This is a genomic window from Legionella navarrensis, from assembly GCF_052527415.1.
This window is the reverse complement of sequence record NZ_JBNVZR010000001.1, coordinates 145,636-169,531: the sequence shown is the minus strand read 5'-3', so window position 1 is coordinate 169,531 and position 23,896 is coordinate 145,636. Positions and strand designations below refer to the sequence as shown.

Here is a 23,896-nt window from a genome sequence, read left to right as displayed (position 1 = left end):
ACAATGCATGTGTTCCTGATGTTGTATGCAATGATCCTGATTACGGTAGGTTGGGCCTTGGCCCAACAATCAGCCGGGGTGCCAATGCCATGTTGGGCCAAGGCCCAACCTACTTCATGTAGCGTGTTAAATTATCCGGCGCTTCAGGCGGCAAAGGGATCCCGGAATACCATCGTTGAATCACGCTCAGGCCCTGTTGACAGCATATCAACCGGAATACCCAGAATGGCCTCGAGCCGCTTCACGTAGGCACGGGCATTGGCTGGCAAATCGTCAATCGAGGTGATATCGGCCGTGCACTCCTGCCACCCTGGCATGTCTTCGTATATCGGCGTCAAACCGTCAAAATCATCAGCCGACTGGGGTGGACGACTCAATTCCAGGCCATCCCGGTTACGGTAAGCTACGGCAATGCGAATCGTTTCCAGACCATCCAGGACGTCCATTTTGGTCAGGCACAGACCGGTGATGCTGTTCAGCTCTATCGAGCGGCGCAGCAGAACGGCGTCAAACCAGCCGCAGCGACGAGGACGGCCAGTAACCGCACCAAATTCGTTGCCACGCTCGGCCAGATGCCTGCCCACCTCGTCATGCAGCTCAGTCGGGAACGGACCACCACCCACACGCGTGGTGTAAGCCTTGGTAATACCCAGTACGTAATCGAGATACCTCGGGCCAAAGCCCGCGCCATTCACGACACTGCCCACGCAGGTATTGGACGACGTGACGAAAGGATAGGTTCCGTGGTCAACATCCAGATAAACGCCCTGCGCCCCTTCAAACAGAATATCGTCACCGCGCTCACGATGCTCATGCAGACGCGTGGTCACATCGCAAACCATGGGCTTTAATTGCTCAGCCCAGGCCATAGCCTCGTCAAACAGAGCCTGGAAAGGAACTTCAGCCTGATGGAAATAGTTTTTCAAGACAAAATTATGGTATTCCAGCAGCTCCTTCAGTCTGGCGGCAAACCGCTCAGGGTGGAACAGGTCACTGACTTTCAGGGCGCGTCTGGCTACCTTGTCTTCGTAGGCAGGGCCAATGCCGCGACCGGTCGTACCGATCGCTGACTGGCCTTTATGCTGCTCACGGGCCTTGTCCAGAGCAACATGGCAGGGAAGAATCAGAGGGCATGCCTGACTGATGAACAGACGGCTGCGCACATTGATTCCCTTGGCTTCCAGCTCGGCAATTTCATCCAGCAGGGCCTGGGGCGACAGTACCACGCCATTGCCAATATAACACTGAACGTGTGTACGCAGCATACCGGAAGGAATAAGGCGGAGAACCGTCTTTTCACCATTAATCCTGAGTGTGTGGCCAGCGTTGTGTCCACCTTGATAGCGAACTACCACCTGCGCCTCGCGCGTCAGCAAATCAACAATTTTACCTTTGCCTTCGTCGCCCCACTGCGTACCAACAACTACAACATTTTTACCCATAGTCAACTCTTACTCTGCAAATTGGTGAATAATCGTGAGGATAACAACCCCCACAGACATGCTAAAAAATCCGATCATGCGTAAACGCCTGTCACTTTGCTCCAGTATCCTGCGAATAACCTGCTTCCAGCGCTGTGGCGAGGCAAATGGCATCAAACCTTCCAACACCATAACCAAAGCCAGAGCAGATAAAAAATTAACCAACACTTGCCAACCCCCTCAAACGCGTAAAAAAAAAAGGTTAAGCGTACTTAACCCATTTTCAACATTCGTCCATTCGTTTTTGGCAAAATCAGCAATTATAATCAGTTTTTCTTGCTAACACCATCCTCTTTTACCATGGATTGTTTAAAATAACGAAAGAAGTCACTGCTCTGATCAAGAACGAGCAAATCCTGCTTGCTGGTAAAACTGCCTTCATAGGCTTTCAGGCTTCGATAAAAGGCAAAAAACTCTTTGTTTTTATTGTAGGCATCGGCATAAATAGCTGCCGCTTTTGCCTGACCGGCAGCGCGGGTTATCTGACCTTCACTGCGGGCCTTCGCCAGGAAAACGGTGACCTCGGCATCGGCTGCGGCCTGAATGGCCTCGGCGGTCGCGTTACCGTCCGCACGATGGCGGTTGGCAATTTCCTGCATATCGGCACGCATCCGCTGATACACAGCATTGGTAGCGCTGGAGGGTAACTCAATCCCTTTGATACGAACATCCACAACGTGAACACCCAGACCGCTGGCCTGCACTTCGGCATTATCACGCAGGAGACCCATCAGATCATCGCGCCCGCCAGACACCAGTTCGGAAATGCTGCGTTTACCAAACTGCGCCCGAAGAGACGTATTCAATTGCTGTTCGAGCAGGGTCTCAGCCTTAAACTCATTGCCACCTGTCGATTTGAAGTAGCGAGCGAGGTTATTGATTTGCCATTTGACGTAATAATCTACGATAACGTCTTTCTTTTCTTTGGTCACGATACGTGAAGACTTGATATCCAGGGTCTGCAGGCGGGTATCAAACAGACGCACGCTCTCAATAAAAGGGGTTTTTACGTGCAGACCAGGAGACAGAACTCTGGCCTCGCCGGTTTGCGCGTCATTCACCAGACGCCCAAGTCGCAGCAGGATACCATGCTCACCTTCAGTTACCGTGAAGACGCTGGTCAGGAACACGATGAGACCAAAAAAAAGAATCAAACCAAGGCTTATTTTTAATTTACTCATGATAATTACTCTCTCCCTTGACGCAGGGTTTGCCGTACAGCATCCCGGCTGGACATTATCTGATTCGCCATGTTGTTAACATCTTCAGGCTCGCCAGGCATGGCAGTGGCCCTTGTGCCGTTTGCTGGCGGCTGCGCAGCCGCCATTTTGTCCAATGGCAGATAAAGCATGTTACCGGCCTTGCCATCCACAATTATCGTGCTGCTGCGGCTCAATACGGTCTGCATGCTGTCCAGATACATACGTTCAGCGGTTACAGCCGGTGCCTGCAGATAAATGGGTAAAACAGCCAGAAACTCTGCCACGTCACCGGTTGCTTTCAGTACCACCTGTTTGGCATAGGCTTCCGCTTCGGCTTTAATCCGTTTTGCGTTACCCTGAGCAATCGGCACCACGCGGGCCTGGTAGGCAAGAGCCTGAGCCTTGAATCGCTTTTCATCTTCCTGAGCCTTGATGGCGTCATCGAAGGCATCCTGAACATTCTCAGGCGCGCGCGCCGGCTGCGGGGTTACGTTAACAATCACAATACCCGTTTTGTAGTCACCAAGAATTTTTACGAGCGAGTCCTGCACGTTGATACCCCAGGCCTCACGACCGGCGGTAATAATCTGATCAAGAGTAGTATTACCTACAACCTGGCGCAGGGCGCTGGATGTTGCCTGTCGCAGACTTTCCTGAGGATCGGCAACATTGAACAGGTAGGCCTCCAGATCGCCGATACGGTATTGCACGGCCACAGAGACTGAAACCAGATTTTCATCCTGGGTCAGCATTTGCCCGGAATAGGAATAGTCGGACACACGATCGACGTTCATGACAATTTTGGAATCGATAAGGCTTGGGATCCAGTGCGGCCCGGGCCCTACGGTCTCGATGTACCTGCCAAAACGGAGGATGGCCGCCTGCTCGGCCGGATCAACAATAAAGATTCCAGACAGCGCCCACAGCACAAGCACAATAAGGCCAAGCATGGATGCAATAAAACCGGCGCCCGATCCCTGAGATTTGTCCGTCTGAGCATCAGAGCCCTGGCCTGAACCGTCGGAACCACCAAAAAATACCTTTTTCAGTCTGGCCTGCAAACGCTTCAGCGCCTCGTCCAGATCGGGTGGTTGCTGCCTGCCACTCCATGGATCTTTACCTTTGTCCGGTTCATTCCATCCCATTGGATTCTCCCAACCTTAATTTATGCAAAGCTTGAATTCTATGACCTATGCGCGCTTTAAGCAAGTGTTGTGCGTCAAACGCAGACTGTGGCTGTAGTTAGCCGGTTTGGCGTACATGCATGGGCACTGACAGGCTCCGGCTTCAGCTGATATACTCTCCGGCTTTTTACAGGATGGGTTACATCATGCGACGAATTATCAAAAGTTTTGTGTTACGCACAGGACGTGTCAGCAACAGGCAGCAGCATGCGCTGGACAACTGGCTGCAGGACTATTCCCTTCCCTGCGACAAAAGCCCATGGGACTTCTCTGCTCTGTTTGGTCGAGAGGCGCCGGTTATCGTTGAAATTGGCTTTGGCATGGGCGCCTCGTTATTTGCCATGGCACAGGCTCATCCGGAAACAGATTTTATCGGCATTGAAGTGCATCTGGCGGGCGTAGGCAGTCTGGCTGCAGACGTCCACGATCATGACCTGCACAACATCCGCCTCGTTTCTCAGGATGCCGTTGAAGTGTTCCAGCAACAGATAGCCACAGCCTCTCTGGATGGTATCCAGATCTTTTTCCCTGATCCATGGCATAAAAAACGCCACAACAAACGTCGCCTGATTCAGACTGATTTTGTGCGCCTGCTGTCTGACCGTCTTAAGCCGGGCGGTTTTCTGCACTGCGCTACCGACTGGGAAGATTATGCTGAACATATGATGAGCGTCTTGTCTGCCGAACCAACATTATGCAATACTCAGCCGACTGGGCAATTTGCACCCAGACCAGACAGCCGTCCTCTCACTAAATTTGAACAGCGTGGACAACGTCTTGGGCATGGCGTATGGGATTTAATATTTAAAAAGTCCTGAATCGGCGTGGGCTGTGCGTAATTGGTGCACACAATCAATGCGCTCGCTTTTCTCTTAAACTGTTACAGGAAACAGCACGATGGCTTTATTTACCGAGTTACAATCTCACATGGAACTTAATCAGTTTAAAGAATTTATTCTGATGAAACTGCAAACTGACGAACGCTTCCTGCATCAGACATTCTGGATGGAAGGCGGGCAGCAGTTAACTGTTTTGAACTACCTGATTATGGAGCATGACTCCAAGGACAACAATCTGGTTGAACACATGTCCTGGTTAATAGAACAAGGCGCCCCACTGGATCTCGATCAGCCCATTCACCTGGCCTTTCAATGCAGAAAAGAAGATTTGATAGCGTTTCTGCTGCGCCAGATACACGCTACACAGTATGTGGCGACTTCCGCCCTGGATACACCCGTTCGTCCCCCCTTCTCTCCTGTTCGATTTGCTCTCTCACCGGCAATAAATGACGCTCAGCCCGGCTCGAGCACATTACAGGATAATGACTCCGACGATGACACAGACAACACCGTCGGGCAGGAAGTGGAACACAGACAAAGCGTCGATAGCATCCTGGTCAGTAACGCCCGCCCTCTTTCCAGACAATGGCAACGGCAGGATCAACAGCCCCAGGTGATACAGCCTAAAGCCAGCATCAACTCGCGTGATGACCAGGGCCGTACCCTGGTTTCTCATGCCATAGAGCTGCGCAACATCGATGTACTGAAGCTGTTAATGCAGTTGAATCCTAACCCCAATCAGAAGACAAACAACCTGCAGGCGCTGCATGAAGCCGTCAAATGTAATTTTGCTGATGCCGTGGAGCCCCTGGTTAATGCCGGTGCGCAGATACACAATCCCTGCGGAGCGAAAAAAGAAACACCACTTATCCTGGCTGCCCGCTACGGTGCCATTGATGCCATGCAGGCTCTGCTCCGGCACATACCGGTCCAGCCCGGCCCCCAAAACCCTGTGGATACTGGAAACAAGAATAACACCCGCGCCATCGACCTGTTATGCAAACGCCTGAATCAGAATAAACAGCGTCCGGAAGCTCTGCGTGGAATTGCCATGCTGCTGTGTCATGGCGCCGAAGCCCCACGGAGTGAGCGGTGGTGCAAACTGCTGCAAAGCAACCGCCGGGCGCTGATTGCCGCTGTAGCAGAATATAAAAAGGACAGGCCAGAGCTCGTTGCCAATTTCTACCGGGCAGCTCACAATCGCGCCAATCCTCTGCACGAGATCATTTTTGCGGATCGCTCCTTTTTGACGGCGCTCCGACACTTCTTTGGTCGCGCAGACAGGACTGTTTTTAAACTGGAAAAACTGGTTCCTGATAACGCAGACAGGCAGATTAAAGGCAACTTTGATGAGGATGAGCAATGGTTCGCAGAATTGCTCAGACGCTATAGAGCCACAATCAAGACCAGTACCTTCTACAACCCATACAGCGACTTTCTCTGGTCAGTCAGCCGAGGGGTTATCAACAACAGGGCCGAAGCCGAGCGTTACTGCGATAACCATCCCAACAGCCGTACTGCCAGATTGCGTTCGATACTGAATCGGGAGCTGGCCGAGGCCGCACAACAGACAGCCCAGCCACTGGCAGCAGAGGTGGATGACAGCCCAGGTGATCATGAACCTGTCATGTCAATATAATTCGAGAAATTTTCACAATAAATGGTCAGGGGATTTGCATCCCTGGCCTTTTTTTGCTATAAAGTCACACCTGTATATTGCAGATTAATTTGCTGACTTAAATCTATAGAATAATTGGAGTAACAACATGTCAAGAGTATGTCAGGTTACTGGCAAGCGCCCCATGAGCGGGAATAACGTATCGCATGCCAATAACAAAACAAGACGCCGTTTCCTGCCTAACATCCAGTTCCATCGTTTCTGGGTTGAAGAAGAAAACCGTTTCGTTCGTTTGAAAGTCAGTACGAAAGGCATGCGTATTATTGACAAACTGGGTATCAAGGCTGTTTTGGACATGCTGAGAGCCAATGGCGATAAAATTTAATTATAAGGGGCTAACATGGCAGCAGTTACTGTCAAAGTCAAAATGGAATCTACCGCTGGTACAGGCTATTTTGTGACGACAACCAAGAATCCACGTAACCATCCTGAAAAGATGGAATTAAGAAAATACGATCCCGTCGTTCGTAAGCACGTTATTTTCAAAGAGAAAAAAGTAAAATAATCTCTTCGAAACAGATGTTGCAAATAGAAAAGGTAGACTGCTTTTCAGGCATTCTGCCTTTTTTGTTTCATTCAGGCTTTAAACCATGAGCAGTATCAAAGCAGCAGTAAAAATTCTGGCACCCGCCTACCTGGGAACCGTACTGGAATGGTACGACTTCTCCATCTTCGCTTTTTTTTCACCCATCATGTCTGAGCGTTTTTTCCCTGCTGACAACCCATGGGCATCATGGATATCTGTATACGCCGTATTTGCTGTCGGTTTTTTGATAAGGCCATTGGGAGCCGCCGTATTCGGTCATTATGGGGATCGCATTGGCCGTAAACGGGTACTGGTTCTGTCCATGCTTGCCATTTCTCTGTCCACAATAGCGATTGGTCTGCTGCCCACCTGGCAGCAGATTGGCTTGATGGCGCCGGTGCTGCTGGTGATCTGCCGCCTGATTCAGGGCTTTTGTGTGGGCGGCGAAACCACGGGAGCAGCGGCCTATGTACTGGAATCGCTGCCCGAAAGGTCGCGTGGCGTACTTGGTTCCATGATGTGGTCGGCGGTTGGTACTGGAATGCTGTTAAGCTCGCTTGTTACCAGCATCATGACACAATGCATGAGCCCCGCAGATTTGAGCGCCTGGGCCTGGCGGCTTCCCTTTTTATTTGGCATCGTCAGTGGACTTCTTGGTTATTATTTTCGCCGTCAACTACCGGAAGCAGCGTTGTTTACGCGCATCAAAAACGAAGGTCAGCTCAACGAAGAATCAACCCTGCAGGTGATCAGACACAATAAAAAATCCATTGGCATCCTGACAGGCCTCTACGCCCTGAGCGCCATGATTACTTATCTAGTGTTCGTATTCATGCCCTTCTATGCGTCAAACGTCATGGGCATTCCCATGAACACAGCCAGCCTGGTCACGACCGTGGCGATTGCGGTGGTGACATTCACTATCCCCTTTGCCGGCATGCTGTCGGACCGTATAGGCAGAAAGCCCTGCCTGTGCGCCGGTGCGGTTGGGTTCCTGATTTTTGCCTGGCCCTCTTACGCCCTGCTGGCCAGCAAAGGCTCTCTGGCCAGTCTGATTACGGTTGAAGCCATATTCGTTCTACTCGCGTTTTTGTATCAGGGAACCCTCACAACGGCGGCTCAGGAGCTGGTACAGACTCCGGTTCGCTACACCATTACAGCCATTGGGTACAACGTCAGTTACGCCATTTTTGGTGGCACAGCACCTTTCGCAGTCACCTGGCTGACCAACCTGACCCAAAGCCAGTCCATACCCGGTCTGTATCTGATGTCAGGAAGTATCCTGGCACTTATCGCCCTGAGCCAGATGAAGGAAACAGCGAATACTGCGCTGGAGTGAGACAATCTCCTTTATCGTTATGCCACTTCTCTCGCAGGCTCCCGAGGCATGATCAACAGGTAATAAACAAACATCATGATGCCTGATATGACCAGGAAAAATAGCGGCAAAGCGTTCAGGCTACCGTTGTGCAGAAGCGCCATCAGTGCCGTAAACAAAGAAATTAAAAAGTAATAATAAAAGCCAAAAAGTGAAGCCGCAGTTCCCGCATACGAACCATATTCCTGCAGGGCCTGGCTCAGGCAATTAGGAATAATCATGGTTACGCCGCTCATGACAACACAGATACAGCTTAAGGACAGCAGAACAGATATCAATGGGCCAGAGGCGTCAATCATGGAGGATGTGGTTAATATATAGAACGATAAAGCTCCTGAAATAATCACGCGAATACCATGGCAGAGGATACGGTCGGCAGAATCACCTCGCGCATGTAATCGTTTGGAAATAGCCCCGCCCAAGGCGAGGGGCAGACAAATCCCAAAGGCCAGCAGGCCAAAAGTCGAACTGTTTAACCCCAGTGACTCGATGAAGAAAAATGGGGATTCCGCGAAGTAACCAAAGAGGATTCCGTTCACACCACCTACCATCATACCCAGGCCCAGCAGTCTGGGATCGCGGATCATTTGTGCCATACAGCTCTTGAGCAGGCTGCCTTTTGCAGAAGGCGCTTCGGTTTTAATAAGTGTTTCTGGTAGAAACAACAGGATCTGAATGATGATAAGAACAGCCAGGGCACACAGGACTAAAAACACAGACGACCATTTCGTGTATTGAATAATAATCCCGCCAATGACAGGACCAAGTGCTGGAGCAAATGCCATGGCAATACTGACAATCGAAAAGGCACGCCCTCTGTCTTCTGGCCTTATCACATCACGGGCAATGGCCTGTCCGAGAACGGAACCAACGCTTGCGCCAAAGGCCTGCAAAAACCGCATGGCAAGTAACATTTCAATAGAAGTGCTCAGGTAGCAGGCGAAGGATGCGATAATGTAAATAATTAAACCAAATAAAACTCCAGGCTTCCTGCCAATGCGATCTGATAATCGGCCCCATAGCAGTATGCCAAAGGCAAAACCGATGAGATAGGTTGTCAGGGTGTATTGCGCGAGGCGCTCAGTTATATGAAGTCCCTGCGCAAGCGCTGGCAATGCCGGGGTATAAATAGTTTCACTCAGCTGCGGCAGGGCGGCGATTAATGCGATAATCCATAAGGGTACTTTGATGCTCTTCATGTCAGCTCCTCCCGGTCAATGCTGCAGATACTTAAATAAACAGCTTAATCGCCGGGTCCTGCTGCACTGTCTGTGAAGCTCAGCGATGCTCTTTGCATGGGATTATATAGTAAGACAGTTTATCTGCTACTGAAACGACGGATTTTTATCAGGACCTGTTCATAATGGGTAACGCGGTCAAAAACCAGGTTGATTCGCATAAATTATCCGGATTTTTGCCTGGCGCCGGAAAATGTCAACAGACCTGAGCCTAAAACTCACTTTTTATTTCCCTTCCTGACCCGCATCTAATATCATACGGGCTTTATTATTGCGGTGCTTGTTCCATGACTCTATCTGCCCTGAATGCTGTTTCCCCCATCGATGGTCGCTATCTGAAAAAAACGGAGAGCCTTAGCCCGTATTTCAGCGAGTTCGCGCTTATCTATTATCGCCTGATGGTGGAAATACGCTGGCTGGAATCGCTGGCTGCCAATAAGGACTTGCTTGAAGTTCCTGAGCTGGATGCCACATCGAAGGCCTTTCTGGCCAATATCCTTACAAATTTTGATGAGCAGGAAGCCGAGCGGGTCAAGCGCTATGAAAAACAAACCAATCATGACGTTAAGGCCATCGAATATTATCTGCAGGAAAAACTGTCTGTTCACACTGATCTGAAAAAATACGCAGGCTTTATTCATTTTGCCTGCACCTCCGAAGACATCAATAATCTGGCCTACGCCCTGATGATGAAGGAAGCGATTGCCCAAATCATGCAGCCTGCGCTGGCCGAAATTATCGGTGGCATCACCATGCTGGGTAAGCAACACGGTGATATCGCCATGCTGTCGCGCACCCATGGTCAGCCGGCAACCCCAACGACTGTGGGCAAGGAGCTGGTGAATTTTGTTGCCCGCCTGAAGCGCCCGATGCAGCAGCTGGCTGAGGTGTTAATACCGGCCAAGTTCAACGGTGCGGTAGGAAACTACAACGCACACACCATCGCCTACCCGGAAATTGACTGGCGCAGGCACTGCGCGCAGTTCGTAACGTCCCTGGGCCTGTCGTTCAGCGCCTACACCACCCAGATCGAGCCGCATGATGGCATCGCAGAAGTCTGCCATATCATGACACGCATCAACAACATTCTGATCGATTACACCCGCGACATCTGGACCTACATCTCACTGAGCTATTTCACTCAGAAAACCATTGCCGATGAAGTAGGATCCTCGACCATGCCGCACAAAGTGAATCCCATTGACTTTGAAAATGCAGAAGGTAATCTCGGCCTGGCCAGCGCACTGTTCGAGCATTTTGCCAACAAGCTGACGCAGTCACGCATGCAGCGCGATTTGTCTGACTCGACCGTTCTGCGTAATCTTGGTGCCGCCTTTGCCTATAGCCTCATTGCCTGTCAGGCTATTGCCAAAGGCAACGACAAACTGCAAATCAACAAGGCAGCCCTGCAAAGTGATTTGGATGAAAACTGGGAAGTGCTGGCCGAAGCGGTACAAACGGTGATGCGCCGTTATCAAATCGCCAATGCTTACGAGCAGTTAAAGGATTTAACGCGTGGTCACGGTATTGACGCACACACACTCAAACAGTTCATCACAGCACTGAATATTCCGGAAGACGCCAAAAGCAGGCTGCTGGCACTGACGCCAGAAAAATACACCGGTCTGGCTGCTCAGCTGGTTAAGGCTTTTTCATGACGAACAGCACCTCCCAACAAGGCGAAGCCCGCGAATTTGACGTGCTGGTTTTAGGCTCTGGCCTGGCTGGTCTGCACTACTGTCTGCAGCTGCTGAAACGGCAGCCTCATGTACGCATTGCTCTGATAAGCAAGGCAGAGGCCAGTGAATGCAACAGTCGATACGCGCAGGGAGGTATTGCAGCCGTTGAGTCTCATGAAGACTCAGTAGAATCCCATATCGAAGATACCCTTATTGCCGGGGATGGCTTATGTTACCCTCCCGCGGTCGAATTCATCATTCGCCAGGGCCCACAGGCTATTCAGGAGCTGCTCGATTATCCGGTGCTGTTTAATAAAACTCCAGGCGGAGATTTTTCTCTGGCACAGGAAGGCGGACACTCTCATCGGCGGATTTTCAACACCGGCGATCAGACCGGGCTGACGGTAACCCAGACCCTGCTGCAACTGGTCCGACAGCAAAAACAGATTGAGATTTTCGAACATCACATTGCCGTGAATCTGATTACTCATTATCACCCACACCGCACCGATAATCAGGGCGAGGTACTGGGTGCCTACGTACTGGACTGTCAGAAAAATACGATTCATACCTTTGTATCGCGCTGCGTCATCCTCGCCACTGGTGGTGCCGGCAAAACCTATCGTTATACCACCAATCCCATGGTCGCTACCGGCGACGGGGTAGCCATGGCTTACCGGGCCGGTGCCCGGGTGGGTAATATGGAATTCTATCAGTTTCACCCAACCCTGCTGCATCATCATTCGGTTAATAATTTTTTGATTTCCGAAGCGGTACGCGGTGAAGGCGCCCTGCTGAAAAACGCGGAAACCGGCGACCGGTTCATGAGGAACTACGCACCGGAGCAACTGGAACTGGCAACACGTGATGTGGTTGCGCGCGCTATTTTCAGCGAAATCGAGCAAGGGCAGAACGGCTTCGTATATCTCGACATAACCCATCAGCCCCGTGCCTTTTTGAAAAAGCGCTTTCCCCAGATATTCACGACCCTCGAATCAATCGGTATCGATATGAGCCAGGACATGATTCCAGTAGTTCCTGCAGCTCATTACCAGTGTGGAGGCGTATTGACCGATGTGGACGGCCGGACGGATATCAAACGCCTGTTTGCCATTGGCGAAGTGGCCTTTACCGGGCTGCACGGTGCCAATCGACTGGCCAGCAACTCCCTGCTCGAAGCGCTGATTATGGCCAGCAACGCGGCACACTGCACCCTTAAGGACATCATGACGCCCTGCAAGGGCGTGGACAACATCCCGGGCTGGAGTTCCCCCGGTGAAATCAACACGCGCCGTGCCAGCCAGATCAATGCTCACTGGCGCAGTCTGCGTGGCGAGATGACGTCTTATGCCGGCATCGTTCGAACCGAAGCAGGCCTTGAGGATCTGCTACAATTAATCATGAAGCGCAAAAAAATAATTGAAGAATATTACTGGAAACACTGCATTACCCGCGATTTTATTGAATTGCGCAATATCGTGTTGAATGCTGAATTAATTGTGCGTGCCGCCCTGTCGCGCCGGGAGTCCCGTGGTGGCCACTACAGAGAAGATTTTCCGAACAAAAAGGCTCACGCTCAGGAAAGTATTTCCCGAATGACTTCACCGCAGAACCCGTTTATTTAAAGTTTGAGGTATCTTGATATGTTTCGCAGCCCAACCGAGTACCAGCCTGAAAAAACGCTGATGCCCATTACCAATGACATGAGCATTTGTCAGAGTGATTATCCTCTGGACTGGTATCAACAGGATTTTATTCCTTATGCGGAAGAATACCAGGCGCTGCCGGATCGCAGATTAACCACTGTTTTAAACTGGATGACGCCCTACATCCGCAAAGCCCAGGATCACTTCGGCGATGAACTGCTCCTCCTCGCTCACTATTATATGGGTGGCGACATTGTCCGGCTGATTGAACAGTTTGGCGGGCAGATTGGCGACTCGTACCAACTGGCGCTCATGGCGGCTGATAATCCGCAAAAATCGGTTATTATCGAATCGGCAGTTCATTTCATGGCTGAATCTATCAGTATTCTGGCCAATCCTCATCAGTCCGTGTATATCACCAATCCCAAATCCGGCTGCACGATGGAAATGCTTGCCAAAGACTTTATGGTCGAACCGGCTTTTCAGGATCTGAATGAACGCTATGGTGCTGAAAATATCTTACCGGTTTGCTATATGAATACGTCGGGCCGGGTCAAAGCCATGACGGGTGCCCAGGGTGGCGCAGTGTGCACCAGTTCAAACGTGAAAAAAATCTTTCAATGGGCGCAGCAGCAAAATAAAAAAATCCTGTTTATTCCTGACCAGCATATGGGAGAAAACGTAGCCTGGTGGCTGGGCATCAACAATCTCGCCTACTGGCCGGGTGGTACCGCAGGTGCACAGTATTCACTGGCCGAACAGGACAAGGCAACGCTGGATCGCTTCGACAAATCCGACTTGATTCTGTTTGCCAGTCAATGCGCCGTACACACACATTATCAGCCCGAGATGTGCGAGTACTGGCATCAGCAGAAATACACCACCATCGTACACCCTGAGTGTCGCAACTCCGTGGTTCGAGTGGCGCAGCATGCCGGCTCCACCGCATTTATCTGGGATTACGTTGTCCATGATCGTGCCGGTACCGGACATTACGCCATTGGTACCGAGAACCATATGGTTGAGAACCTCAGACAATACTGCCAGAATCTGGGCATCACGGTCGTTAATCTTGCTGAGGCCCCCAAAAATGCTGATGAAAAAGGCATAGGCTGCGGTTGCGCCACCATGTCACGTAACGATCCACCGCATCTGGTAGCCCTGCTTGATCTGCTGCGTCAGGGCAAAGCCATGCCCTATAACGAGGTCAAGGCAGGTGACGTAGTAAATGAATTTACCGGCACCCGTCAACGGCTGCAGACCCAGGATCAACAATGGGTGATTGATAATGCTAAAAAGGCGCTGCGTAAAATGATTGAGATTACGGAGAGTAAATAAGTCGATACAACAAAACCAGCACGGATAAATGCAGAGGGTAATACCACCAGAACAAATAGCGTATCCGTGGCACAGACAGATTTACCCAGGGTGCCAGCAGCATAATCGGCAAGGCCGCCATGGCCCAGAAATTCCTGTTAACGAGGTATAAAAAGGCCGTGGCAAGCAAGGCAGCCACGGCCGTGACGCCATTTGGCTGCCTGCACACCCGCCAGTAGGCCAGACCAAGAATAATCCCCGGCCAGCTGTATTCAACAAAAACACCCGCTACGAGAGCGATGGCAAAGGATTCCAGATTAATCCTTCTGTTCAGCTCATAAAAATACACACAGGCACCGATCGCAAACAACGTAAACAGGATATTGAGCGGAACGAGACCAGTCATGTGTTTCATCAAGATGTACGCAGGTGTTGCAAGGGCGCCGAATATCAGCAGGCGACTGAAGGATTTTTGATAAAAATCGGATTCGAATGGCACCACCTGAGCGTAGTTGTAAGAAAAAACAAAGGCAAAAAGAGGTAAAGCCAGACGCCCCACGTCATAGGCCCAATTGATGCTGCCGTTGTAAAACACACGGTTGCTGTGATCAATCGTCATAAACAAAAGCCCCAGCCATTTAAGTGCCTCGAGGGTTCCGCTGCTGATTTTTATTGGCTTTAAAGCATGCAAGGTATCCGTACTCCCAGAACCAGGATTGATAAAAGGATAATGACACAGATAAGCGTCAGACTAAACACAAACTAAAAACGCAAACCGTATTGATCTATATCAGCTCACACAACACACTCAGCTCTGTACTGGACAATTTCTTAATCTTTATATTATTTGCTCTTCCAGTGCATCATTTGTCCTATCCGCGCAGGCGGGGACTTCCAATTAGCCTTAAGTTTTTCTTTACTTTTGCACTGCCTACGTACCGCGGCTTGTCCGCGGTATCCATTGGTTCAGCGTGAGAAGTCAGCCACTTATGGATACCGCGGACAAGCCGCGGTACGTAGGGGGCTTAGAGTGTCAAGCAAAACTTAAGGCTAATTGGAAGGGTGGGGATCTATGGTCAAATCAGGCCGGAAGCCCGCTCCTGGATAGTTTCCCGCCTGCGCGGGAATGACAGTCCGGAGTTTTTGTCCAGTATAGAGCATACTCAGATTTATCATAAAATTTATGAGTATTTTTATAAATTATCTGCTAAGCTGTAATTGGTATCTTGTTGTATTTTTTTAATTTAATCTAAGGAAGGCTCATTATGAAAAAATCATCATTAGCTGTTGCCACTCTGCTGGCTGCTCTGTCTACCATGCCAGTTGCTTCTGTTGCCTATGCAGATGACACAACAACTGCTCCAGCTTCTGGCTGTGCAGGCTGCAAAGGTTGCAAAGGCTGCTCAGGCTGCAAAGGCTGTTCAGGTTGCTCAGGCTGCAAAGGCTGCTCAGGCTGTTCAGGAAGCTGATTTCCAGATTTGCAGAAGGCTGCTCTGCAAAGAGCAGCCTTCTGTTCCTATGATTATACTCCAAGAGCTTTTTATCGATTCATTATGTCAACACCACCTGACTTTACATTACCCGAATTAAGTAAATGGCATCGAGCCAGGCTGTTGCAGTCAGCAACCCGTGTTCTTGAAGCCCAGCATCACATGACCGGCAAAAAAGGAAAAAACATTTTGCACTACACACTGCAAAAGTCGCGCCGTCATACCAGTTACAGCCATTACCCCAAAGGAGACCGCATCGATCATGCAACGGGAGCGCAGTATTTCTATCATTGCCACCGGGAAGATTTGATCAGCGAGGAGCATGGCCATTTTCACTGCTTTATGCGTTATAAAAACATACCGAAACGCATCCGACACAGCTACCCCGCTGATGTCGCCAGCCATACGCACCCCCCAATGACCCACCTGGTTGCCATCGCCATGAATCGCTTTGGACAGCCTATCCGCCTGTTTACCGTGAACCAATGGGTGTCATCCGAGATCTGGTATGACGCCAGACACGTAGATTATTTTGTCAGGCGTTTTAAAATGACACTGGATAATGACCCATACTGGCAGGTTATGGATCAATGGGTCAGTGGCATGATACAGCTGTTTGCGCCGCAGATTCACTGGCTCCATATGGTGCGCGATCAAAACATAGAACAACTGCGCCTTAAGGCGCCTGATGAAAACGCATTTGAAAATCGAGAAATAGAAGAACTTTCTTCCATTCCACTCGATTTTTCAAGGCAAATCGAGTGGATCATCGGATAACAGGCTATTTGAGGCGCTTGTGCCAGGCCATTAATGCGTCCATTTGCTCACGAATCAGCCCCTGAATCCGCTCATCTGTCAAATTGCCATCGGCATCAAAACCACCGGCAAAGGCATTGGCGAAGACTTCTGGTCTGTTCAGGGGATGCAGGTTGAGAAACACACAAACCTGACGCAGATGATATTGTGAACGCGCTGTTCCCATGCCACCTCCCGCTCCCATGATGGCTACCGGTTTACCCGCGAGGATGGCGTTATCAGGCTCACGGGAAGCCCAGTCCAATGCATTTTTGAGGGCTGGAGCGATGGAATAATTGTATTCTGTACTGGCCAGCAACAAAGCATCTGCCTGTTCTATCTGCCTGAGCAGGGCCAACACCGGTTCCGGTTTTTCGACGATATCAGCATTATAAAAAGGTATCTGGCTGAGGTCAGCAATTTCGATGCTCATACCCGCAGGTGCGTTCGCTTTGGCGTAACGCAGCATACCGGTATTGGTTGACTTGGCGCGCAGGCTACCTGATATTCCCAACACACGTAAGGGACTCATAATGAACTCCGTTTCTGGTGATTACTGTTCACTATAGCAAATTTTGCTGTATTTAAAATACTTGTGTGCTAAAACAGTACAAATATGGTACTATACGCGACACTTTTATCTTTAACTCGGTAACAGTTGGCAATTAGCTCATATTCTGTGATACTGGCGTGCTTTTTGATTTCGTACAAGCTTTATAAGGATTCTCATGTCTAAAGAATTTATCAAAAAAATAAAATTACCCTTGTTTTTATTGGCTATTCTGACTCTCCCCCTCTTTTTAGGCTCGCACGTACCGGTACAGATTAAATCGGTATGCTATGCATTGAGTCTGAGCATGAAAGTGATTCTGGAGTTTATGCTGCCTTTTATCATTTTCAGTTTTGTGTTTTCCTGTCTGTCTAATTTACAAAAGGGTGCCTTGTTTTTTGTTTTTCTTTTGATTGTATGCGTATTTATTTCAAACTTTACGGCCCTGATGGTTGGCTACGCATCCGGTTACGTTGGACTGAACCTGTTCCACTTTACAGCCACGGCCGTTGACTCGGCTCCTCAGCTGTTACCAGCATGGACTCTGCATCTGCGTAAGCTGGTATCCAATGATATTGCTCTTCTCTGTGGTTTTTCTGTTGGAATCTTCTTCTCGATCTGGCCAAGTGTGCGAGCCAAACGCGTTGCCGTTACGCTGAATAAAATGGCGAATGGTTTTTTGAAGCGCGTGTTTATTCCTGTATTGCCCATTTTTATCCTTGGTTTTGTATTTAAACTGGAGTATGAAAAGGTTCTGCAAACCTCACTTACCGTTTACGGGCCTATCCTGTTACTGATCATTTTTACTCAATGGCTGTATCTTACATCCTGGTATCTGGTCGCCAGTCAGTTCTCGCTGAAGAAGTTTGCGTTCTATCTCCGGAACGTGCTGCCCGCAAGTCTTACCGGCTTTACCACCATTTCCAGCGCGGCAGCTATGCCTGTGTTGCTGGTATCTACCGAAAAAAATCTGGGTGATGCTCAAAAAGCTGAAATTCTGGTACCAGCCATCATTAACATTCATACCATTGGCAGTGCGATTGGCATTCCCATTCTGAGCCTGGCCACGATGCTGACCTTTGGCATGCCTATCCCTCCGTTGTCGGTGTTTGTTGTTTTTGCCCTGTACACAGCTTTGGCCAAATACGCCGTTGCGGCGGTTCCTGGTGGCGTAATTATCGTTGTGGCCCCCCTGCTTGAAGCCTATCTTGGCTTTTCCAGTGACATGGTGGGGCTGATAACCGCCGTCTATCTGATTTGCGACCCATTTGGCACAACGGCCAATGTCACGGCAAACGGCGTGTTTCCTATTCTGTTTACACGTTTGCTGGCTACGCTGGAACGCATTACACCACCTGCTCTGACTGGTGCCGGCAAAGTGTCACGTCAGGTTAATTAATAACAATCTTTGCCGGGCCTTGTCTAATGGCGCTGCCCTGGGGCCCGGCAAATCTACTTCAGCCTAATCATAAGTAAATCATCTTAGCAGTATCAATCTATTGCAAGGCAATAAAAAAACACACTGGGCTATAATAATTCATATAAATCACTATTTCATAAAATAAGAGATTAATATGCCATATTTTAATTTTTCCGACTCAGATGATGCCGCGTCATCTTCCGCTCCAGCGCATGAGAGTCAGGTGCAACTGGCAACCGTTTTAGGCAAAAAAAATCTCTCCCCGGAACTATTTGCTCCAAAAAATATCAGTCACTTGTCACTGGAAAATAATCTCAATGATCATGCGAACTGGTTATACCAGAATATATACAGTGTTGCTTATCCTGGATCGCCGCCCATCCCAGCGCACCAGGGTTTATCCAGAGTGGTTCACGGCATAGCTCATGTCTCACGGGCAGCCCACTATGTGCCTGTGCTGGCGAATCTGTATCGCAGACATGGCGCATCGGGAGCCCAGGAACTCACGTCTGAAGACGTACGTTTACTGCAAATCGCGGCTCTGTTCCATGACTCGGCCCGAGAGGGTGAGGAGACCGATTACTGGGACCATGAAAGCGCCCTGCTCCTTTATTGTTACTTGAGAAATGCACTCGGAGTTGAACAGGAAAAAGCACGTACCATTGCCGAAGCAACAGCCAATAAAGACATTGGCCACAAAGGGTATTTTAGAATTTATGAGGAGGACAACGGGGACATCACAGGGGATTTTGATACCGCTTCCGTGCCGTATCAGAAAACAATTTACCATCAGATTATTCATGACGCAGATTGCCTGGATATTATTCGAGCACGTCCCTGTTTTAATGCCGAATACCTGGATTTTTATCAATTGATTGCCATTAATAATCCTCAGGCTTTTGAGGAGCAGGCCCAACTGATTTGTGAAGCCAGAAGTCTTATTAACCGCGTGGGGGACGCATGGGGGCGTCTGGATTTTTCCGTTAAAACCCATTATGAAGGTCATCATTGCTTTCAAAAGCTCAGGCAGGAAATTGAGTCGGGTGCATATCCTGTTCTTGGGAAACTGGGTGAGTCACTGCATCCCATTGAACAACTGACTCAGATGACATTGGTTAATACAACAGCATTTACTCCGGATGCGGAATTAACACAGGAAAATCTTGAATCTGCTTTGCGTGAAGGGCGCATTCTTGGTAGAAGCATCATTTATCCATCGGAAGAACTCGCTATTGGGGCACAGAAAGGAATCAGGAGAAACAAAGCACAGATTGAATTTCAAAAAATGCTGCGAAGACCGGGTATTCCAACACCCAGTTCAAAAGAAGACAGATACAGCAAGCAGGGAAATCCCGATCGTTCTTTTTCACTGATGGGGTATGGAGCCGGCCTTTGGAGTAATGCCGGCTTTCTCGTGATAAATCCGGATTTAGGCGATGTAAAACTGATAAGTGATACGGATATGGATTCCAGTTATGCTAAAAAAACGGAAATGAAAAAACTGGACAACCCATCTATTGAGCAAATTCAGGAACAATATTCCGCTCTGCATAGAAAAATCAAAATGGGTGGAACCTTTAAAAACAGGGGTTTTGCCGGCATTTATATGACTCACAGTGAAATCCTGTACCGTTTCACCAGAGTCGACGCTATTTATTTCAGTAAGGATCCTACAGTACAAAATCCACGTATCACAGCACAGGCGGCTTTCTTACAAGCGGTTTTCTTACGCAATGAATACGAAAAAATCTATGAAACAACCAGAAGAGAGTATATTGAAGTCCATGGAGAAAGCGCAGGAGAATTATTATTCAAAAAGGACGTTGGTGAAAAAAAGCAGTTACCGATTATTGAATACTCCTATCTGCATAATCAAATCAAACCCGTACCGGCAACGGATTTAACAGACGATTTTCTGGTAGAACAGTGGTCGCAAATGGTTGAGCACTACATCAAGACTCAATTGGATACGGGTAATATTGACGTGCTTACGCAAAGCAACGACATCATTAAAATCAGGAGCATGTATCGTATCGAAACCTACGCAGCAAATGAGCAAAGGTCTGATTTGGTTGAGCGTGATTACCTGCTTTATAACAGTCACGTACATGGAGCCGGTGTAAGACCTGCTGATTCAAACTATCCACCAGCCCTGCAGGAACGAATCAGCGAGGTCATTGAGCAACAAAAAGCAAACATGGCACGTGCGTATGAAGACAGCCTGTATGAAAGGCTCATGTCCGGTGACGGCTCGATTCTATCAGAGCACAGTTATCAACTGATTATGCTAAGCCCGGGTTTTCGGGAAAGGCTGAAAGCAGGCGGAGATAAGCTGAACGTATTATTTTTAACAATACCCGAAGCTGACCCACTCAAAAACCAGGCTTTTGTTTACCGCCCCTTGGCTGGGGAAGAAAAAGAGATCCCTAAAAATGCTGAACATTCTTTTAACCTTTTTTATGGCAGCCATGAGATACCCGATTTACGTATCTCGATTGACAAACAAATCAGGCTGATTTTTGCCCTGGGTCTCAATGTCAGGGAGTGTCTCGGTAAAAGATTAAGTGAAGAAGAAAACTTTGGCTTTGATGATGTTATAAGGCTGGTCTACGGCTCCTCTTGTTATCTGATAAAAACCGATCAGGTGCCATCACTTGATGAGCTGAAGGATGCTGAGGCGTCACACTACTATATGTCAGGTGATAATAATCTGTACTATTATGACAAATTGAACCACAGACTTCATGCATTCCAACTTACGCCGGCTGATTTGAATGATTTAAAAGAAGATTTTCCAAACCCCGCTGGTGAAAAAATATATCTGGATGGCTTTAAAATACACTTGCTTACCGCCACGGCGTCTGCCGACGTGGGAATAGGCCAGGTTCAGATCGATACCTGGCTGTTTTCAACCATGGTTAATAAATTAAAGTCCCATTATTTTAATAACAGCGCCAGCTTTGGCCTGAATTACCGGGTTTCCTGCAATGAATTAAATCGTTGCGTTTTTGAACTGGTTCGACTTCTTCCAGACAGCACATTGTCAGAAGCAGAGCTGGCCTGCCTTGAGGAGCTCTATTCCGGCATTCACAGCGAGCATATCAGGCTTATGGCAGGCTGTAACACCAGCTACGAGCCGGATAACCCACTATTCACAGCCGTTTTGGCATTTTATAGAAACAAAATTCAACAAGGCCAACACCTGAGGCAGCAACCAGCCATACCGTCCAGCAGCTCCAGCGAATCATCGATTCAGGACTCCCCGGCCAGACATATCCCCAACCCTCAACCATCCGCCAGGATTCCGGGGGGAGTCATTGGGCCTGGTCCACAATTGTACTCAGATGATGCAGCATTTGAACGGGATTTTGGCATCCCATTCAGGGAGGCGTTAAGCAATAATGATACTCAAGGGATAAGGAAGCTGCTGAAAAAGCGGATCAATCCAGACGATATCAGCATCTTTGATTATCAATTTCGCACCAGTTTTACGGCTCTCAATTATGCAATAGAGCATAACCAATCCGATATGGTCACCCTTCTTCTGGAAGCGGGAGCGAATCCCAATCAGTTTCAAATGGACGTTTCCCCCCTGTGTCGGGCGATAGATAAAAAAAACATGTCCATGATACAGGCACTGCTCAGGCATGGGGCAAATCCAGACATGCCCTCCAGAAGTCTGGTAATGGAATCATTCACGACGATGTACCCTTTGAATATTGCTGTGGCAACGGACAATGTTGATCTGGCCAATCAATTACTGAATGCTGGCGCCCTGCCCGATCCTGAATCATTTCCGTTGCATACGGCCGTTTTTAACAGCATGCTCGACATGGTAAAAACATTGCTGGAGCACGGCATAGAAGTCGATGATAAATGTAATGACATGTTGGCGTTGCTGGATGATCCCTCACAAGTACCGTATTTCCCACCAGTCGATGAGCAGGGCATTATAAAAGAGGAACACTTCACGCCAGTGAAATTATTAAAGTTTTACATTGCTTCGGCACTGGTGAGTGCGGCTATCGACAAACAACCAGATGAAATAAGAACCATGTGCCAGAGTCTGAGTTTAAATGATTCAGATGACTGGCATGACCAGTTTAGATGGCTTATTGCTTACCCTGGGCAAAATCAAAATAACAATAACTCTCCTGCCATAAAGGATTTCTGCAACAGATTACTGGGGTTTTTAAGCAAGACAGCTGTTGACGACAGGAATTATTCCTTTGTACTCGCAGAATATCAAAAACGTCATCAGATAAGTCTGCAATCAAGGGAGGAGCTTAAGAATGAGCTTGATATCTTACTCGCCACTATCAGCTCAAATGCCATTGGAGATAAAGACCAAAAGGTTATGGACTACTGTGCCGAAAAACGGGAGGCCATGGCAGGCAACCAGCAAAACGTAGGCTATCTGCTTATCATTCGCGCTGAACTGACAGAGACACTGCGGTCCCTGCAATCAAATGAGGTAAGACTGGTTAAAGAGGCCATTCAGAATTTACGACAGGACGGATTAAGATTTTTTGGCAAGACAGCTAAAGCCGGAAAAATTGAAGCAGCACTGCGAAATACACCACTCAGCGAGCGCGGCAGGGTTTTGTCTCACGAGCGTCCAGGCAGAGAAGCCAAATCGGTGCAAAAAGAACTGGCCAGACATCGTTTCCTGCTGGCGGGAAAAGTCTATAAAACTGCGAATGGAGCCATTGATGAGCAAAAGGCCGCTCGAAGCTATAGGAAACTGAAACAGTCTTTGCGTGATATTGCCGAAGTTCCCGACAAAACAGGCGATGACAGTGCCACCCCTGGCTCTTCAAATTGATTTTTATCAAGAGCCTGTGGTGTCCCGTAGAATTCGCACAGCGCGGCATGAAAACGGGCAACCCGTCCGGACAAACCTCTGTCGCAGTAATCCATCACCTGTTGGTAAATCGCCTGCTTGAAGGATGCGGTATCATTCTCACCGCCGCTGAGGTTGTCGATACTGAATTGAAACCGATAGCTACAGGCCACGGATAGAATCCATTCGATCGCCTGTGGTTTGACTTCCACACGCTGAAAAAGAGCCTGCTGCTCTGCTGTTCGACCATCCGGTTCATACCAATAGCCATAATCCTCCTGTAAACGCCGCTGTCTGCCGGCAATGAACCAATGCGCACATTCATGCAGCGCACTGCTGAAAAAGCCATGAGCGAAGACAATGGCATGATAGGGCTGTGATTCAGAGACTGGGAGGTAAATGGGTTCGTTATCGCCCTTGACCAGCCGGGTGTTGTGGGTTTTGTCAAAAAGAGTATTGAAGATATGGATTAAGTCGTTATAGCAGTGCATCAGATTTATTTTCCGGAACGGTGTTTTTTCAGAGGAGATTATACAGGATCTGACCAGCACTCTGAACTGCCCAATGACATCTGACGATAACGCGAGTGCAGCGAAGCAATTCACGTTCCGGGCGCTGAACCATGGATTG

At 48.9% G+C, this 23,896-nt stretch carries 20 protein-coding genes; 11 read left to right on the top strand and 9 right to left on the bottom strand.

Annotated elements, in window-relative coordinates:
* Positions 1 to 143: 143 nt before the first annotated feature.
* The 4 genes from ACQUTA_RS00670 to hflK form a co-directional block, all read right to left on the bottom strand.
* Positions 144 to 1,442, bottom strand: a complete 1,299-nt coding sequence (locus tag ACQUTA_RS00670) for an adenylosuccinate synthase (RefSeq protein ID WP_444986218.1) — start codon at positions 1,440 to 1,442, stop codon at positions 144 to 146.
* Positions 1,443 to 1,451: 9 nt separating this feature from the next.
* Positions 1,452 to 1,649: a DUF2065 domain-containing protein gene (locus tag ACQUTA_RS00665; RefSeq protein WP_444986216.1), complete on the bottom strand. Its 198-nt coding sequence runs from the start codon at positions 1,647 to 1,649 to the stop codon at positions 1,452 to 1,454.
* Between the two features lie 98 nt (positions 1,650 to 1,747).
* Positions 1,748 to 2,662, bottom strand: a complete 915-nt coding sequence (gene hflC / locus ACQUTA_RS00660) for a protease modulator HflC (protein ID WP_444986214.1) — start codon at positions 2,660 to 2,662, stop codon at positions 1,748 to 1,750.
* A gap of 5 nt (positions 2,663 to 2,667) precedes the next feature.
* A complete protein-coding gene (gene hflK, locus ACQUTA_RS00655) occupies positions 2,668 to 3,828 on the bottom strand; it encodes an FtsH protease activity modulator HflK (protein ID WP_444986212.1) in 1,161 nt (386 codons plus the stop codon).
* A gap of 185 nt (positions 3,829 to 4,013) precedes the next feature.
* On the opposite strand from hflK, the gene trmB reads away from it, so the two are divergent.
* From trmB to ACQUTA_RS00630, 5 genes are all read left to right on the top strand, one after another.
* Positions 4,014 to 4,685, top strand: coding sequence for a tRNA (guanosine(46)-N7)-methyltransferase TrmB (gene trmB, locus ACQUTA_RS00650; protein WP_444986211.1), 672 nt, complete (start codon positions 4,014 to 4,016; stop codon positions 4,683 to 4,685).
* Positions 4,686 to 4,764: 79 nt separating this feature from the next.
* Positions 4,765 to 6,345: an ankyrin repeat domain-containing protein gene (locus ACQUTA_RS00645; protein ID WP_444986209.1), complete on the top strand. Its 1,581-nt coding sequence runs from the start codon at positions 4,765 to 4,767 to the stop codon at positions 6,343 to 6,345.
* A gap of 127 nt (positions 6,346 to 6,472) precedes the next feature.
* Positions 6,473 to 6,709, top strand: a complete 237-nt coding sequence (rpmB, locus tag ACQUTA_RS00640; RefSeq protein WP_444986208.1) for a 50S ribosomal protein L28 — start codon at positions 6,473 to 6,475, stop codon at positions 6,707 to 6,709.
* A gap of 15 nt (positions 6,710 to 6,724) precedes the next feature.
* Positions 6,725 to 6,889: a 50S ribosomal protein L33 gene (gene rpmG, locus ACQUTA_RS00635; protein WP_444986206.1), complete on the top strand. Its 165-nt coding sequence runs from the start codon at positions 6,725 to 6,727 to the stop codon at positions 6,887 to 6,889.
* A gap of 85 nt (positions 6,890 to 6,974) precedes the next feature.
* Positions 6,975 to 8,249 (top strand): MFS transporter, encoded by a 1,275-nt coding sequence (locus ACQUTA_RS00630; protein WP_444986204.1) that lies wholly within the window; start codon positions 6,975 to 6,977, stop codon positions 8,247 to 8,249.
* A 17-nt stretch (positions 8,250 to 8,266) separates the two neighbouring features.
* Here ACQUTA_RS00630 and ACQUTA_RS00625 read toward each other — a convergent pair whose 3' ends face one another.
* Positions 8,267 to 9,487, bottom strand: coding sequence for a multidrug effflux MFS transporter (locus ACQUTA_RS00625; protein ID WP_444986202.1), 1,221 nt, complete (start codon positions 9,485 to 9,487; stop codon positions 8,267 to 8,269).
* A 326-nt stretch (positions 9,488 to 9,813) separates the two neighbouring features.
* Here ACQUTA_RS00625 and purB point away from each other — a divergent pair, with 326 nt between their 5' ends.
* The 3 genes from purB to nadA are packed head-to-tail and all read left to right on the top strand — an operon-like array spanning position 9,814 to position 14,189.
* Positions 9,814 to 11,184: an adenylosuccinate lyase gene (gene purB, locus ACQUTA_RS00620; RefSeq protein ID WP_444986200.1), complete on the top strand. Its 1,371-nt coding sequence runs from the start codon at positions 9,814 to 9,816 to the stop codon at positions 11,182 to 11,184.
* Positions 11,181 to 12,830, top strand: a complete 1,650-nt coding sequence (gene nadB, locus ACQUTA_RS00615) for an L-aspartate oxidase (RefSeq protein WP_444986199.1) — start codon at positions 11,181 to 11,183, stop codon at positions 12,828 to 12,830. Before purB ends, nadB begins: the two co-directional genes overlap by 4 nt.
* Positions 12,831 to 12,848: 18 nt before the next feature.
* Positions 12,849 to 14,189: a quinolinate synthase NadA gene (gene nadA, locus ACQUTA_RS00610; RefSeq protein ID WP_444986197.1), complete on the top strand. Its 1,341-nt coding sequence runs from the start codon at positions 12,849 to 12,851 to the stop codon at positions 14,187 to 14,189.
* Here the strand turns inward: nadA and ACQUTA_RS00605 are convergent.
* The gene (locus ACQUTA_RS00605) at positions 14,173 to 14,859 is read right to left on the bottom strand and encodes a TraX family protein (protein WP_444986196.1); all 687 of its coding nucleotides are present in this window, start codon (positions 14,857 to 14,859) and stop codon (positions 14,173 to 14,175) included. The two genes, nadA and ACQUTA_RS00605, sit on opposite strands and share 17 nt — an antisense overlap.
* Positions 14,860 to 15,479: 620 nt before the next feature.
* A complete protein-coding gene (locus ACQUTA_RS00600; RefSeq protein WP_444986194.1) occupies positions 15,480 to 15,701 on the bottom strand; it encodes a hypothetical protein in 222 nt (73 codons plus the stop codon).
* A gap of 20 nt (positions 15,702 to 15,721) precedes the next feature.
* On the opposite strand from ACQUTA_RS00600, the gene ACQUTA_RS00595 reads away from it, so the two are divergent.
* Positions 15,722 to 16,435, top strand: a complete 714-nt coding sequence (locus ACQUTA_RS00595; protein WP_444986192.1) for a DUF6969 family protein — start codon at positions 15,722 to 15,724, stop codon at positions 16,433 to 16,435.
* Positions 16,436 to 16,439: 4 nt separating this feature from the next.
* On the opposite strand, the gene ACQUTA_RS00590 is transcribed toward ACQUTA_RS00595, so the two are convergent.
* Complete coding sequence (locus tag ACQUTA_RS00590) at positions 16,440 to 16,985, bottom strand: NADPH-dependent FMN reductase (protein ID WP_444986190.1); 546 nt, start codon at positions 16,983 to 16,985, stop codon at positions 16,440 to 16,442.
* A 196-nt stretch (positions 16,986 to 17,181) separates the two neighbouring features.
* Here ACQUTA_RS00590 and ACQUTA_RS00585 point away from each other — a divergent pair, with 196 nt between their 5' ends.
* Both ACQUTA_RS00585 and ACQUTA_RS00580 read left to right on the top strand, forming a co-directional pair.
* Positions 17,182 to 18,402, top strand: a complete 1,221-nt coding sequence (locus tag ACQUTA_RS00585; RefSeq protein WP_444986188.1) for a cation:dicarboxylate symporter family transporter — start codon at positions 17,182 to 17,184, stop codon at positions 18,400 to 18,402.
* Between the two features lie 175 nt (positions 18,403 to 18,577).
* A complete protein-coding gene (locus ACQUTA_RS00580) occupies positions 18,578 to 23,248 on the top strand; it encodes a SidE phosphodiesterase domain-containing protein (RefSeq protein WP_444986186.1) in 4,671 nt (1,556 codons plus the stop codon).
* Here the strand turns inward: ACQUTA_RS00580 and ACQUTA_RS00575 are convergent.
* Positions 23,158 to 23,757, bottom strand: coding sequence for an elongation factor P hydroxylase (locus ACQUTA_RS00575; RefSeq protein WP_444986184.1), 600 nt, complete (start codon positions 23,755 to 23,757; stop codon positions 23,158 to 23,160). The two genes, ACQUTA_RS00580 and ACQUTA_RS00575, sit on opposite strands and share 91 nt — an antisense overlap.
* Positions 23,758 to 23,896 lie beyond the last annotated feature (139 nt).

Excerpts from the sequence above, each read along its gene's own strand:
- purB (WP_444986200.1), top strand. The coding sequence starts at position 9,814 with ATGACTCTATCTGCCCTGAATGCTGTTTCCCCCATCGATGGTCGCTAT.
- ACQUTA_RS00645 (WP_444986209.1), top strand. The coding sequence starts at position 4,765 with ATGGCTTTATTTACCGAGTTACAATCTCACATGGAACTTAATCAGTTT.
- rpmG (WP_444986206.1), top strand. The coding sequence starts at position 6,725 with ATGGCAGCAGTTACTGTCAAAGTCAAAATGGAATCTACCGCTGGTACA.
- ACQUTA_RS00585 (WP_444986188.1), top strand. The coding sequence starts at position 17,182 with ATGTCTAAAGAATTTATCAAAAAAATAAAATTACCCTTGTTTTTATTG.
- rpmB (WP_444986208.1), top strand. The coding sequence starts at position 6,473 with ATGTCAAGAGTATGTCAGGTTACTGGCAAGCGCCCCATGAGCGGGAAT.
- ACQUTA_RS00625 (WP_444986202.1), bottom strand. The coding sequence starts at position 9,487 with ATGAAGAGCATCAAAGTACCCTTATGGATTATCGCATTAATCGCCGCC.
- hflC (WP_444986214.1), bottom strand. The coding sequence starts at position 2,662 with ATGAGTAAATTAAAAATAAGCCTTGGTTTGATTCTTTTTTTTGGTCTC.
- nadB (WP_444986199.1), top strand. The coding sequence starts at position 11,181 with ATGACGAACAGCACCTCCCAACAAGGCGAAGCCCGCGAATTTGACGTG.
- ACQUTA_RS00575 (WP_444986184.1), bottom strand. The coding sequence starts at position 23,757 with ATGCACTGCTATAACGACTTAATCCATATCTTCAATACTCTTTTTGAC.
- ACQUTA_RS00590 (WP_444986190.1), bottom strand. The coding sequence starts at position 16,985 with ATGAGTCCCTTACGTGTGTTGGGAATATCAGGTAGCCTGCGCGCCAAG.
- ACQUTA_RS00630 (WP_444986204.1), top strand. The coding sequence starts at position 6,975 with ATGAGCAGTATCAAAGCAGCAGTAAAAATTCTGGCACCCGCCTACCTG.
- ACQUTA_RS00580 (WP_444986186.1), top strand. The coding sequence starts at position 18,578 with ATGCCATATTTTAATTTTTCCGACTCAGATGATGCCGCGTCATCTTCC.
- ACQUTA_RS00670 (WP_444986218.1), bottom strand. The coding sequence starts at position 1,442 with ATGGGTAAAAATGTTGTAGTTGTTGGTACGCAGTGGGGCGACGAAGGC.
- ACQUTA_RS00595 (WP_444986192.1), top strand. The coding sequence starts at position 15,722 with ATGTCAACACCACCTGACTTTACATTACCCGAATTAAGTAAATGGCAT.
- trmB (WP_444986211.1), top strand. The coding sequence starts at position 4,014 with ATGCGACGAATTATCAAAAGTTTTGTGTTACGCACAGGACGTGTCAGC.
- hflK (WP_444986212.1), bottom strand. The coding sequence starts at position 3,828 with ATGGGATGGAATGAACCGGACAAAGGTAAAGATCCATGGAGTGGCAGG.
- nadA (WP_444986197.1), top strand. The coding sequence starts at position 12,849 with ATGTTTCGCAGCCCAACCGAGTACCAGCCTGAAAAAACGCTGATGCCC.